Below are 14735 nucleotides of genomic sequence, written 5' to 3' on the forward strand. Positions count from 1 at the left end.
GCTCATTTTTTAATACAAAACAAAATACAATGAAAATGTTCAAATTATTTACGGCAATATTTTGCTTTTGCGCCTTTAGTTTAGAGGCCCAAGAAATCTCGGACCATGCCTTAGGTTTACGCCTTGGAGATAGCGATGGTTTTGGAGCAGAGATATCTTACCAAAAGTTACTTTCCAGAACCAATAGATTGGAATTAGATTTAGGCTTTAGAGATAGCCGAAACTATGACGCTGTTAAATTAGCAGGGTTATACCAATGGGTATTCCCAATTGACCAAGGTTTTCATTGGTATTATGGTGCCGGTGGTGGACTAGGGAGTGTAGACTTTGGAAACATTCCTAATGGTAGTGAAAATGATGGTATATTCATTTTTGCTGCAGGAGATATTGGAGCGGAATATAATTTTGACTTCCCTCTACTTTTATCTTTGGATTTTAGACCCGAAATTGGAATCGTTGGTTACAAAGGCTTCTCTGATAATTTTGATTTTGACATTGCCTTGGGCGTTCGATATCAATTTTAACCCGCTAACATTACAACACAACTTACAAGCCTTTAACTCTATATGTTAAGGGCTTTTTTTATATCTTATATATAAGTACATTTGCCACATCTAAAAAACACACATTATGAAAAGAATTCTTTTGCCCCTAGTTTTAATTATATCCTTAATCGCTTGTAATCAAAAACCAGAAGGCTATGTTATAAATGGAACTCTAAGAGGAGAGGTCTCTGATAGCACACAAGTTATACTTAAAAAAATTGGGGAAAACAATAAGCCTGTTTCCGTAGACACTGTTTTAACTAGTAATGGCACGTATACTTTTACCGGAAAGCCAACAACACCCGAACTTCATTATATTTTTATAGATAACCTTCCTGGGTATACTGTTGTTGTTTTAGAGGATGGGGAAATAGAAATTTCTGCACAAAAAGATAGCTTGAATTTTGCTAAAATAAAAGGAACTGTTCAGAATGATATTTTTTCGGACTATATGGAGAAATCTATAGCAATGTCGAATAGAGCCAAATCTATCCAAAAAGACCTTCAAAAGGCTAACATAGAAAAGAATGATGCCGTAATTAGTGCATTAAGTGATGAAATGAAGGAACTACAAGAGGAACACAAAAGTTTTGAATTAGACTATATAAAAGCAAATCCGAATGGATTAATTTCTGCCCTTTTAATTGATAAAGCTATTGCCTCTCGGGTTGTCCCTACAGAAGAAATAAAAGCTTTATATGAAGGTTTATCTCCTGAAATTAAAGCCAACAAAGTTGCAAAAAGTGTTTTAGAAAAAATAACAGCTTTAGAAGAAAAAGCTTCTCGGGAAGAAAATACGACTATCGGAAAAAAAGCTCCTGATTTCTCTGCTAAAAATCCTGAAGGAAAAGAAGTAAGTTTAAATAATGTGTTAGGAAAAATTACTTTAATTGATTTTTGGGCAGCTTGGTGTAAGCCTTGTAGAGCTGAAAACCCTAACGTTCTTGCTGTCTATAAAAAATATCATGACAAAGGATTAAACATTATTGGTGTTTCCTTAGATAAAGATGGTGAACAATGGAAAAAGGCTATTTTAGATGACAAATTAGAATGGAATCAAGTATCTAACTTAGCATATTTTAATGATGAAATTGCTAAACTTTATAATGTAGACGCTATCCCTGCTGCATTCTTACTAGATGAGAATGGAGTAATTATAGCTAAAAACTTAAGAGGAGATGCTTTAGAACAAAAAGTTGCAGAGCTACTAAATTAAAATGGAATATATACGAAAAGCCCATAACATAATATGTTATGGGCTTTTTTTGTGCTTCACATTCGCTTTATGTACGATAAAAACCAGTTTAAAATAGTTTGCAAATTACAGGCAATTGTATTATAGAATTTCCTGCGAAAGCTTATAAACCCAATCACCGGAATAATCAACTGATATAGCATTGCCAATTATCATATTGCGTATTGTTTTCCTTAAAATTTTATCAAATTTAGATAACTATTGTTCTTTGCCGAAACAATAAATTTTTCTTTTCCTATATTTATCAATGTCATATCTTTTACATCTCCTCCTAAAAACAATCCGCATTCCTTATTTGCCACAGGAGTAAAATTACCACTACCATCCCCTTTTAAAAAAGAACCATAACTAGAATCATTTCGGGGTGTTTCTATCTCAGAGGAATATAAATTCCCTGCCAATAATATGTCCGTATTCCCATCTTTATTAAAATCATATACGGAAATTTTGTTAACTGTCGAAAACTGAGCTTCATTAGGAAGAGTTTTAATTTTAAATTTTCCTCCTCCTAAATTCTCCACATAACTACTTGCAAAGGTTTTTGCCTTGTAATGTATTTCGGCATTCTCTAATTTTTCTTTGCCATAAACCTCTGTTACTTCTGCTACAGAAAAGGAGCCATAGTCTTTAAATTTTTGACTTAATGTTGGTATTTGCTGTGAAGAACATGATTTACCTCTGACTGGAAATAACTTGCCAAAATTGTAGTAACTTAAAACAATGTCTTTTCTATTATTATTGTCAAAATCATCAGCGTATACTTCAAAAGGTTCATCTACACTAGATTTATATTTATAATTTAAACCAAGATTACCAACAACATAATCTACATCCCCATCATTATCAAAATCACTAGGGATAATACTAGACCACCATCCTGTTGTGTTTTTAAGTCCAGATTCTTTTGTTTTATTTTTAAACTTACCGTCAATATTGCTATAAAACAGAATAGGAGTCCATTCCCCAACTAGTATTAAATCTAAAGTTCCGTCATTATCAAAATCCGTCCAACTCGCGTCAGTAACCATTCCTATAGAATTAAAATCAGGAGCTACTTGTTCAGTTACATCTTCGAAAATCCCTTTATCATTTTTTAATATATAACTTTTCGTTGGCCACGGGTACTGACCTGGCACTAATCTCCCACCAACAAATAAATCTAAATCTCCATCAGCATCATAATCTCCTGCTTTAACTCTGGAGCCAGAGGTGTTTATTGTAGGTAAAATATTTATTCCTTTTTTAAATTTGCCCTTTCCATTATTTATATAAATGCGATCTTGAAAATAGTTTTCAAGGCCATTTTTTTCATTACCACCGCTAACAACATACAAATCATTATCTCCATCTAAATCCATATCAAAAAAGAGAGCACTCATATCTTCATGAAATTTATCTACATCCCATAATTTAGTATCACTCTGGTGAAATACCCCACCTATATCTTGAATATATAAAGCACCTGATTGATTTGCAGCACCGCCTACATAAATATCATCAAGCCCATCTCCATTTACATCAGCTGTTGCAAGACCGGGGCCAAGGGTAGATGTTTTATGTGGTAATAACGGTTCTAACTTATAATCATCATAAGTGTTCTCTATATGTTTAAAATCGATTCCAATAGAATCTATTGCCACTGTTTTAAATATAAAATCTTCCTTAACTGGCTCATCTACACTTTCTTTAGCTTCAGAAAAATCTAGACTAATAGTTTGATTTATTGCAACATCTTTAATTTCTGATATATATCCATTTGGCCATACCACTTTAACCTTTGAAATTAACTTTTCTTTCCCTAGACCAAAATGAAGTTCTGGAGCTACCGAAGATTGAAACCCCCTTGTTAAGGTAAGTTCACTCATTTGTTGGTTATTATTTGTAGCAACAAAAACCTTTGCTCCAATTCCATTTAAGTTATCTTTTGCCCCATTTAAGACAACTTTTAAGTAATTGTTATTATCTATGTTATTGTTCTGGTATATGGATGCCTCTTGATCAATATTATTAATAACATAGTCTAAATCACCATCATTATCTAAATCTACATATGTTGCTCCATTGGAAAAAGTTTTTTCTTTCCAACCCCAATCTAAAGTTGTATTTGTAAAGGTATAATCCTTGTTATTTTTATAAATGTAATTGGAGATTTTCTCAGAAGGAATTTTATTAATCTCTTCTGCAGACAATTTTACGCCTCCAAAATGATTTCGAGACTTTAACTTTAAAAAATAGTCTCTATTATTAATATCTCTTCTGGTTCCATTCGATACTGCAACATCCTTCCAGCCATCATTATCTAAATCTGCAAATAAAATTGACCAACTCCAATCTGTAGTTGATATTCCAGCAAGTTTAGACACCTCGCTAAACACAGGATTACCTTTAGAGTCTACGCCCCTATTTAGTTGAAGACTATTTTGCATGTATTGATAATGTAAACCAGCATTTACCATTTTATTAAACCCTTCGGGGTTCATACTTGCCATATTTTCTTTGGATCTTCTATTATCTTCGGGCGTCATGTCTACTTGCGCAATGTCTAGAAGGGCATCATTGTTATAATCCGCAATATCTACACCCATTCCATACTGAGAAGTATGGTTTACAGCTTCTTTGGCAATTTCTGTAAAAGTACCATCTTGGTTGTTAAGGTAAAGATAATCTGCAGAATCGAAATCATTAGAAACATAAATGTCTTTCCAACCATCATTGTTTAAATCAGCTACTGTTGCACTCAAACTTAATCCAAAATTCAAAATTCCAGATTCAACAGTAACATCTGTAAACGTTCCATTTCCATTATTTTTATATAATACATCTGATTCCTTAATATTTGGGCTGTTTGCTTTAGAAGAGTATAATAAAACTGGGCTTTTAAAAGGTGTTGGTGGGTAATTCGCAAGGTACAAATCTAAATCACCATCATTGTCATAATCAAAAAATACTCCTTGCGTAGTATGTCCGCTATGATCAATTCCAAAAGCTTTGCCTTTTTCCGTAAAGGTACTATCACCGTTATTTATGTATAACAAGTTGTTACAATTACCTTTCTTTCCCGATACACTTACATAAATATCTAAAAAACCATCATTATTAATATCTACCATTGTAGAACCTGTACACCATCTATTATCATCTTCAATATTGGCGCTCTTTGTTATATCTTCAAATTTAAAACCTCCTTTATTTAGATATAAAACATTAGCTTTCATATTAGCAGTGAAAAATAGATCTACAAGTCCATCATTATTTATATCACCTGCCGAAACCCCTCCTCCCATATACATATACGGGTAATTAAAATAATTTAAGCTGTCTGTTTCAGTTATATTATTAGAAAATAATATACCAGTTTCATTTGCAGATTTTCTGCTGAATTGTTTTATTTTTTCTTTTTGACAAGAAAATAATATGACAATACATAGTATGGTTAGATATGTTTTTTTCATTTGTGTATAAATATTTAAAAAAGAGCTTCGAACAATTAATGTCCAAAGCTCTACAAACTAACTCAGAATTTCAAAAATTACTATCTTAATAACCTGGGTTCTGCACTAAGTTAGGATTGGCACTTATTTGCGAACTAGGAATAGGATATATTTGTTTTTCAACAGGCATATCTAAACCATAATTATCCTTAATAAATTTAGTAGCCTCACCGGACCTTCTAATAACTCCCCAAAGAGAAAATTCACCAGCCAATTCAAGTCTATATTCTTTTAATATACCGTCCATATCTACTGTTTTTGCAGGCGCTGTACCTCCCCAAGCTCTATTTCTAACTCTATCAAAGGCAGCTTGCGCTTTTGCTGTTTGACCATCTTTTAACGCAGCTTCAGCCAAACTTAGTAATACACCTCCATATCTCATCCAAATATGGCCTTGCCCTCCAAAAATAACAGGACTTCCCCATCCCATAATACTAGGATCTCTCCATGATTTAACACCCCAATATCCTGAGCGTGTATTTGGAGAACCTCCAGTCCATGGTTCTTCTACAGTACCAACTGTATTAATGTATATGAAATCTCCATTGTCATCAGTTAAATATATAGGTTCTCCATCTGCATCTAATTCTCCTGTTGGTATTTTTATTTCATACTGAGAAATATCAATTAATGGATCTGGATGCTCTTCTCCTGGAGCTGTTACTGTTGCTATTCTTCTCATATCACCTGGCTCATAAGCGTCATACAATTCTTTAGAAGGAATACCAGTGAACCCTCCTCCACCGGTAATATCCGTTGGCATTGCAAACAACTGCAAAATATTTACTTCATCATTTCTAGACCAAGATAAATCGGCATTAGCTGCCCATTGAAGCTCAAATATAGATTCTTTTCCATTCGGGTTATCAAGTGCGTGTATATCCAAAAAGTTTTCTTCCAAGTCTAAAACAGGGCTCCCCTCTAATGCTTCATATGCTGCTACCGCCTCTCCATATTCGCCTAACCACATATGTGCATTACCAAGAACTGTATATGCCGTAGATTTGTCTACCCTTCCTTTTTCTATAGCATACTCCCACGGTAACTTATCTATTGCTTCTGTAGCATCCGTAATAATTTGTTGAAAAATTAAATCTTGTGGGTCCCTAGCTTTAAAATGATCATCATCTGTAGTTAACATTAATGGAACATCTCCATACACTTCGGCTAAATATTGATAAGAAATACATCTAAGTACTAGGACTTCCCCTATTAAACGATTCCCTAAATCCAAACTAATATCCTCATTTTCAACGGCCTTCCTAAGTTTTTCCAAAACAATATTTGCTCTACCAATCTGGCGATAATTATTTGGCCAAATCTTGGTGGAAACATCTGCTGTAGATGGATCTGGATTAAAATTTAAATAAGAACTAGTCTCTGGATTCTCATTATTTAAAAAATCTAAGGCCGTACTATTTGCCCACCTATGAATACCTTTTACATTGTATTCTCCAGGTAACCCTGGATCCCCTTGAGAATCATTCTGAAAACCATCATATACTCCAGTTACAGCCGCTATTACAGCAACGTCTGAAACAAAAACAACTTCAGCTGTTAAATCTTTGTTATTGGTATCTATTAAAAAATCTTCGGAACAAGATATTATAGTACCTAATAGAAGAGCACTAATTACCCCAGCTCTTTTAAATCTATTCATTTGTATGTTCATAACCATCTTTTTAAAATTTTAAGTTAAACCCTAAAGTAAATGTTTTAGATACTGGGTACGCACCAGCATCTACTCCTCTAGTAGTTACACTACTATTACCATTAATATCTGAATTTTGACCAATTTCAGGATCTGAACCAGAATAATTTGTAATAGTGAATAAGTTTTGAGCACTCATATATATTCTAATATTGGAAAGTCCTAACTTATCAACCAGTTGGTTTGGTAAACTATATCCTAAGTTTAAATTTCTTAATCTAAAATAGGATCCATCTTCTACAAAATAGCTAGAAGCTCTGTTATTTTGAACATCACCGTCATCAATTATAGCTCTTGCGTATACATTCGTACTACCCTCTCCATTCCATCTATTTCTAAAATATTCTTGACTCACATTGGAAAAAGATGCAGAATTACCATAACCAGAAGGGCTTTCAAGTTCACGCTTCACAAGATTTAATATTTCACTACCATACGAACCATAAAAATTAAGTCCTAAATCAAAATTCTTATAATTAAAGGTTAAATTTAGACTACCAAAAAAATCTGGCACTGGACTACCAATGGTTGTTCTATCATCACCATTTACCACTCCGTCTGGCACCCCTTCTGGTCCTGAAATATCTTTAAACTTACGATCCCCTGGAGCTGTATTTACATTTTGCGTTGGAGCCGCATCAATTTCTGCTTGGTTTTGAAAAATTCCGTCTGCCACAAAACCATAGAAAGACCCTACTTGACCACCTTCTCTTGAACGAGTAATATCATACCAAAAACCAGATTCATCAAAACTATTTAAAAATTCATTACTAAAAACGACTTCTCTGGATAGGTTGTCTATTTCTGTTATTTCATTATCTATTAAAGTAACATTGGCATTAATATCATAGGTGAAATCGCCATCATTTTTTCTGAATCCTAATAAAAATTCAAAACCTTTATTTACTACGGTACCACCATTTTGAGGTTGTGTAGTAAAACCTGTTTGCGCTGGTACGGTTTGATTAAACAAGAAATTACTAGACTCTCTTATAAAATAATCTGCTGTAAAATATAGCTTACTATTTAATAATTCTCCCTCCAAGCCAATGTTTGTTTGGGTTTGCGTTTCCCAACCCAAATCTTTGTTTGCTAATACAAGAGTAGCTAAACCCAATTGACTATCTGTTGTGCCATCAAAACTATAATTGGTATCATTTCTGCCACCTTGACCTGTAAAGAATGATAAATATTGAAATGGGTTAATACCATCGAAATTTCCTGTCTCTCCCCAACTTGCTCTAAATTTTAAAATATTAAAAGCACTATCACTCATAAAGGCTTCTTCATCTATATTCCAACCTAATGCAAAAGAAGGAAAAACACCCCAAACATTTTGCGGACTAAATACATTACCTACACCATCTCGTCTAATAGTTCCTGTTACATAATACTTACTATCAAAACTATAGTTTAATCTCGCAAAGGTACTTGCTAATGTTCTTCTATCAGAAAAACCTTCTAGATTTTGTATATCACTAGCAGCTGCAATACTTCTTATATCATTACTTAAAAAATTAACTCCTGTTGCTTCACTATACTTTCTATATTGTCTTTGCGCTGAAACCCCTCCCAAAACATTTAAAGTATGTCTTTCATTAAAAGTTTTCTTATACTTTAATAAATATTCAGCCAACCACTCATTACTTGTAGTTTGCTTTGTATTATATATTGCATTATCTCTTAAGTCTATATTACCATTACTACGATAATAAGTAGGCTGAAAAAGTTCGCTTGCAAAATTATCTACTCTACCACCTACTTTTAATTGTGTAGATAGTCCTCCATAAATATCCCATTCTGCATCAATGTTAGCTAATATTGTATTAGTTACATTATCTGGGTCGTTTTCTGAAGCCCTTGCTACCCAGTTTCTACCATCGCGAAAAGCCTCGCCTGTTACATCTGGAAATGCTCCAAAATTACCACTACCATCCACTGGTAAATTTGTTAGGTTTGTACCCCCTCTTAAATTCGCTTCTCCTGTTGGTGCTAAATGCGGAACTGTCCCATATAAATTTAACAATGCTCCACGTCCCGTACCTAAAGGCTGAAAACTTTGAGATGTAATATATTTAATATTACTCTTTAATCTTAATTTATCAGTAATATCAAAACCGGCATTGAATCCAAAATCATATCTTTTATATTTGGATCCCATAAGTGTACCTTCTTCATCAAATATACCTGCAGTAAACGCTAATCTTGACTTTTCACCACCACCTCTTACATTTAAAGTTGAACTTTTAGTTATAGCAGAACTAAATATTTCGTCTTGCCAATCAATATTTCTTAAAGAACTTGGATTACTCCAACCATCATAAGGGATAGCAGCGCCGGCAACACTAGCATCAGTACTGCTACTAAGTTCTGTAGCTAAACTTGCAAATTGATTGACATCAAGTACATCTACTCTTTTAGGTTCAGAACGAAAACCAACAAATGTATTTAACTCTACTTGCACTTTTCCTCCAGTACCTTGTTTTGTCTGTATAATTACTACCCCATTACTTGCACGCACACCGTAAAGGGCGGTCGCAGAAGCATCTTTTAATACCGATAAAGATTGTATTGAATTTGGGTTAATAAACGAAATATCGCGTGTTGGAAAACCATCTACAATGTATAATGGGGTTGTACTACCAAAAGAACCTACACCACGAATATTTACAGAAACAGAAGAGCCTGGAGCTCCAGAATTAGAAGTAATTTGAACCCCTGCTGTTTTCCCTTGTAAAGCTTGATCAACGGTTGTAGCCGGAAAAGTGGTTAATTCTTCGGCCCCAATTACTGCTACAGCTCCTGTTAAATCTTTTTTACTTGTAGTTCCATAAGCGACTACAATAACTTCATCCAATGCCTCTCTATCTTCTTCCAATTTTACATTAAGAGTTGTGTTTTGACCTACAACTAGTTCTTTTTTTGTAAAACCTATAGAACTAAATACTAAAACAGCATCTGCGTTTGCAACTGTTATGGAGTAATTTCCATCAAAATCCGATGCAACACCATTTGCAGTTCCTTTTTCAACTACAGAAACACCTGGAATTGGCTGTCCGTTAAAGTCTGTAACGGTTCCCGAAATTACAATATTACTATCGGAAAATGCACTTGCATTGGAAACAAACAAAATCAACAGAAGAAATGCTATTAATTTTTTTGTTTTACTAAAAATGAAGAAATTGAGCCTCGGTCGCCCAAACCTTTTATTGTTTTTCATATCTTTAAAATGATTATTAGTTAGTTTTTATTCTAGTTAATTATTTTTTTGCATCGAGAAGTGTCTCAGCGCTTCTCGATTTTTTTAAAAAATATGCTTCTTTTCTTTTTTATCTCATTGGCTTTATATTAAAATTGTTATTTCTTTTTTATTAGACATACCCAATCTGTAATATCCGATTTGGAATGTTTTATTAGAGGAACTCCTATTTTTTTTATTTTTCCTCCTTTTAGAGTTTTTATACTCCCTAATTGCAACTCCCCACCCTTTAAAGGGTTATACCACTGAATGCTAAATTCTCCCTCTTCATTCGTTAAATCAATAGTATTTTCTTTTAATTCAGGCAGATATAGAACATAAACCTCTCCTTTCTTGCGTAGACAATAAGCATTAGAAGTATTTACTAAAGTATGTTCTGGCTCCATTTGCCAATAAGGCACTTCTTTTTGGAAAAAATTAATTGCGTTATTCGTTATTTCCCATAGATTATTCCTTTCTCTCCAGTCTTCAGAGTTTAAATCATTATGAGGATGTTTAGCTCCAAAATACCACTCCACTCCCGCTCCTCCAGATAACAAAGTCCCCCAAAGAACATATTGTCTTAAGGTATCATGGTTTGGGTCTTCCGCATCTGGTAGAGCACCTGTGTGCCATTTTCCAATTTCATCCATAGTAATTAACCAATTATGGTTTTTTTCTTTAGATGTACTCTTCCATGTATCTATAACACTACCTACTAGCTTTCTTTCTTCTTGTTGTAATGATAAGCCATCCAAATATTTGTAACCCAATATTGAATCTAAGATTTTACTTCGTAAAGGATCATGGGAATGAGTGTGCAAAAGAATAGGGTGCTTATAAGGGTCTGTATTTTTGATAAATTTAGCCATTGCTTTTCTTTGCTTATCGTTCTGACCAATAGGAGACCAAGAAGCAGGTCCATTTTCTTCTCCTAAATTCCATGTTAATGCTAAATGATGTCCAAAACGAGCTATTAACTCTCTAAAATATAGTTGACGCATTGTTCCTGTATCGCCATTATCTAGCATAGTTTCATTTTCTGTTTCTTGGAGCACCAAATGCAACATAATACCTTTCTTTTGCATATGTTTAAAAACAATTTCCCATTGCTCTAGCTTACTTACATCAAAACGTGTAAAGTCATCAGGGCTATGGTAAGGCCATACATCTTTACCATCACCCAGAATATTTAAGGTTAAAAAATAGGATGAATTTACCCCTTTACTTGCGAGATAGTTTAGGGCTCCAATTAACGATTTTCCTTTTCCATTCTTCCAGGTAGGGTCGCCAATATTCCAATCTTTTAAATGAGCTTTATAGGTGTGAATTTCATTATCTGTACTTGCTTCACCTTCTCTTACAGAGGATTCCATCCTATAAGTATCATCAAAATCTGCATATCCTAATAAGTTTTCAGGACTATTAGTTCCTCCTTTAAGCCAATATGCATTAGAGTCTTTAAATTTATAATACCCATTATGCGCTTTAAGTTGTCCATGCGCTCTAAAATCTATCCCGTCTTTGTCTGATTGTGATACAATAAATTTTCCTTGTGAATTCTCTATAGGTATAAGGGTTCCTTTATTAATGTCATCATCTAGAGCAATATTATTATCACGATGAAGTGTTGCATTATATGTCCACTTTCCAATTTTATCTGGAGAAAACCTAACTTTCCAAATGTTTCCACTCTTTGCGCTTGTTTCCGATGAATTTCCGTCTGCAGCATAAAAACCTCTTATAATATATTTTTTATTCTCATTTTTAAACTCAACGGTTAAACGATAATTTAAAAACGGATTATCTTTTGCTGATTCTGAAGTTTCCGGACCAACAAAGGATAATTCTACAGTATGCCATTTTTTATACACCGTAGTACTATCTATATTTTGTATACTAAGGTTAGAATTTTTAGAAGGTAATTTAAGTCTCTCTATTGTTTTAAGTTCTGGCTCCCCTCCTCGATTTGCACAGCCAGAAGCAGTGTAAACATAATCACCAACAATTACAAACCCAGAACCATGACGTCCTTTTTCTAAGAAAGGCCAATTGCGCCATGTTTTAGTTTCAATGTTATATGCTTCTACCTCTTTATGGGCGCTATTTTGAGCCATACTTTCTCCTCCACCTATAACTATTTCATTATTCCAGCTAAAAGCGGCGTTTCCTGCACGTTGAGTCGGTATTTTCAAATTTTTTGTTACTCTTTCCCATTTCTGATTTTCAAAATTATAAACATTGCCATATTCCGCAGTCAATGCCATATCTTGGTTCGTTCTTTTAGAGGTTCTTCGACCTGCAAAAACGTATAATTTATCGTTAGATATTACTGCCTGAAAATGATCTCTTGCATCTGGCGCATCTGGCAATACTTTCCACTCTCCCGTTTTAGGGTCGTATTCGTCTAGCCATGCCTTATAGCCATCATTATGGCCATTTGTAATACCACCGACTAAATAAATTTTGTTATTATAATATACAGTGCCAGCTCCTCCACGTCTTCTATGTTCTGGTATAATATGACTATACTCAAATGTATCCTTTTCGGGATAATAAATGATAACTCTATCTAAAGGAGTTTCATTAGGCCATTTTCCTGTCATTGCGCCAATTAAATATATAGCATCACCAACTACTACAGGCTGAAAATGGTGCAATTCTAAAGGAGTAGGAGATTTAGCTTCCCATGTATTTGTCTTAGTATCAAAAACATCTACAGGATTTATTCTTCTACCACCCATTAATAAAATTTTATCTTTATAAGCCACTAAACCTGCTTCATGACGAGCCGTTGGCTCACCTTTTACAGAAATAGTTTCCCATTGCCAGTTGCTCTCTTTTACTGTACTGCAGTTACTAAAAACCAGGAGTATTAGAAAACTGGAAAGCATTATATATAAATTAAAATATTTTTTTTCTTTGATCATTTGTTATTAGAAACAATAGTTATCAATTTTTTATCTGCTTTATTATTATAATCTATCAATCCAAAATTATCACTCTTATAGTTCCAATTTGCGTATCCTATTCCTGTCTCATTGAAAAGAGCAACCATGTCTGTATACCATTTTAGTTTATCTAAGTACGGAGCGTTTTGTATTATTCCAAATTCACCGCAGTACAAAGGCAGCCCTAATTCTTTTGCCTTTAGAATAGGTTTTTTCCATTTTTCTAGGAGTACTTCTTTATTGAATTTTAGATTCACCCATTTTTTTATTTCGGGTTTAATAACATCTGGCAAAACAGAGTATTCTTCTTCTGATAAAATTACCCCTGGGTAATGCACTGGTCCTTTATAATCTTTTAAAAAAGTCCATTTAGCGCTATAATGACTAAATAAAAATGGTTCATAAAAATGAAAACTTAAAAGAATATTCTTATCATTTAATGGCACTTTTAACGCATCGAAAGTATCTGTAGACTGCCAACGGTTAGAGCCAATTACAATAGTTCGTTTTGGTTCTAATTCTCTAATTACAGTAAAAGCTTTTTTAAGTAATTCATTCCACGATTCATGATTATCGGCAACAGCCTCATTCATTAATTCATAAGCGACTAGATGATCAGGGTACTTTTTTAATGTCATGGAAAGATCTCTCCATAGATTTAAAAATTTATCTTGTTCTGTTTTATCTGTCCACAATGGTTTTTTCTTTGCATTAAAATGATGAGAACGTAAAATATGCAAATCAATAATTATTCGTAAATCATTGGCTTCACACCACTTAATACAATTTTCTAATAATTGAAATGCTTTTTTATGACGGTTTCCATTTTTATCCCACATTTGCTCTTCATCAATAGGTAACCTTATATGGTCAAAACCCATATCTGCTATTTTTTCTACATCTGCTTTTATAAAAAAATGTTCTCTTTCTATTCCTCTTCTATCGCTTTGAGAAAGCCAATAAGCAACATTGGTTCCTTTTTTAACAACAAATGAATCTGCGTTTATTTGAGCAGATACGGTATTAAAAGAAACTACACCTATAATTAAGGCAAAAAGAATGTTCTTTCTAATTACTCCATAAAAACCTATCTGCTTTGTAGAATTTTTTTTCACTCCCATTTTTCGCTTTTAAGTGCTTCAAGAACAACCACTTCATCCATATCTGCGTCCATAGTACCAGCCACGGCAATTCCGCCTATGATTTCTTTCTTGTATAATATAGGGTATGCCCCTTTTAGAGGTATATATGCCTCCGAAGTTGCACTATCTAGAACCAACATTGGAGTTCTACCCTTTAAAATTACTTTCTCCAAATCTATCGTAGGCCTTTTAAAGGCTGTTGCGGTAGCGGCTTTACCTATCGCAATTTTTGCAGCACTGCTCATAGTATTATCCAAACTTTCTAACAAAATAGGATTACCATTACCATCTACTATTGCGATAGCTCCCGGAACCTTATGATGTCTTGCCGATTTTGTTGCCGCGTCCATTAGCGCCTTAGCGTCTCTATGAGTCATTTTATAGGTAGTTTTTGGCATATTT

At 33.8% G+C, this 14735-nt stretch carries 8 protein-coding genes; 2 read left to right on the plus strand and 6 right to left on the minus strand.

The window, feature by feature from the left end; all coding sequences use genetic code 11:
- The first annotated feature begins 29 nt into the window (after positions 1-29).
- Both Q0856_RS11555 and Q0856_RS11560 read left to right on the plus strand, forming a co-directional pair.
- Entirely contained in the window at positions 30-524 is a 495-nt protein-coding gene (locus Q0856_RS11555) for a hypothetical protein (RefSeq protein WP_298505148.1), read from the plus strand.
- 106 nt (positions 525-630) lie between these two features.
- Positions 631-1761, plus strand: coding sequence for a TlpA disulfide reductase family protein (locus Q0856_RS11560; protein ID WP_298505151.1), 1131 nt, complete (start codon positions 631-633; stop codon positions 1759-1761).
- Between the two features lie 212 nt (positions 1762-1973).
- Here the strand turns inward: Q0856_RS11560 and Q0856_RS11565 are convergent, their stop codons facing one another.
- The 6 genes from Q0856_RS11565 to Q0856_RS11590 form a co-directional block, all read right to left on the minus strand.
- Positions 1974-5252 carry a VCBS repeat-containing protein gene (locus Q0856_RS11565; protein ID WP_298505153.1) on the minus strand — a complete coding sequence of 1093 codons (3279 nt, stop codon included), beginning with the start codon at positions 5250-5252 and terminating at the stop codon, positions 1974-1976.
- A gap of 85 nt (positions 5253-5337) precedes the next feature.
- Positions 5338-6963 (minus strand): RagB/SusD family nutrient uptake outer membrane protein, encoded by a 1626-nt coding sequence (locus Q0856_RS11570; RefSeq protein WP_298505156.1) that lies wholly within the window; start codon positions 6961-6963, stop codon positions 5338-5340.
- A 10-nt stretch (positions 6964-6973) separates the two neighbouring features.
- Positions 6974-10222 carry a TonB-dependent receptor gene (locus Q0856_RS11575; protein ID WP_298505159.1) on the minus strand — a complete coding sequence of 1083 codons (3249 nt, stop codon included), beginning with the start codon at positions 10220-10222 and terminating at the stop codon, positions 6974-6976.
- A 137-nt stretch (positions 10223-10359) separates the two neighbouring features.
- On the minus strand, positions 10360-13134 hold the full coding sequence (locus Q0856_RS11580) for a DUF5060 domain-containing protein (RefSeq protein ID WP_298505162.1): 2775 nt from the start codon (positions 13132-13134) through the stop codon (positions 10360-10362).
- Positions 13135-13166: 32 nt separating this feature from the next.
- Positions 13167-14312, minus strand: coding sequence for a glycoside hydrolase family 5 protein (locus Q0856_RS11585; RefSeq protein WP_298505165.1), 1146 nt, complete (start codon positions 14310-14312; stop codon positions 13167-13169).
- A complete protein-coding gene (locus tag Q0856_RS11590) occupies positions 14303-14731 on the minus strand; it encodes a heme-binding protein (protein ID WP_298475707.1) in 429 nt (142 codons plus the stop codon). Before Q0856_RS11590 ends, Q0856_RS11585 begins: the two co-directional genes overlap by 10 nt.
- Positions 14732-14735 lie beyond the last annotated feature (4 nt).

Origin of the sequence: uncultured Maribacter sp. (assembly GCF_947496775.1) — a bacterium.
Taxonomy (GTDB): Bacteria; Bacteroidota; Bacteroidia; order Flavobacteriales; family Flavobacteriaceae; genus Maribacter_B.

Coding starts and splice junctions, on each gene's coding strand:
- Q0856_RS11555 (WP_298505148.1), top strand. CDS start 30: ATGAAAATGTTCAAATTATTTACGGCAATATTTTGCTTTTGCGCCTTT.
- Q0856_RS11560 (WP_298505151.1), top strand. CDS start 631: ATGAAAAGAATTCTTTTGCCCCTAGTTTTAATTATATCCTTAATCGCT.
- Q0856_RS11565 (WP_298505153.1), bottom strand. CDS start 5,252: ATGAAAAAAACATATCTAACCATACTATGTATTGTCATATTATTTTCT.
- Q0856_RS11570 (WP_298505156.1), bottom strand. CDS start 6,963: ATGAACATACAAATGAATAGATTTAAAAGAGCTGGGGTAATTAGTGCT.
- Q0856_RS11575 (WP_298505159.1), bottom strand. CDS start 10,222: ATGAAAAACAATAAAAGGTTTGGGCGACCGAGGCTCAATTTCTTCATT.
- Q0856_RS11580 (WP_298505162.1), bottom strand. CDS start 13,134: ATGCTTTCCAGTTTTCTAATACTCCTGGTTTTTAGTAACTGCAGTACA.
- Q0856_RS11585 (WP_298505165.1), bottom strand. CDS start 14,312: ATGGGAGTGAAAAAAAATTCTACAAAGCAGATAGGTTTTTATGGAGTA.
- Q0856_RS11590 (WP_298475707.1), bottom strand. CDS start 14,731: ATGCCAAAAACTACCTATAAAATGACTCATAGAGACGCTAAGGCGCTA.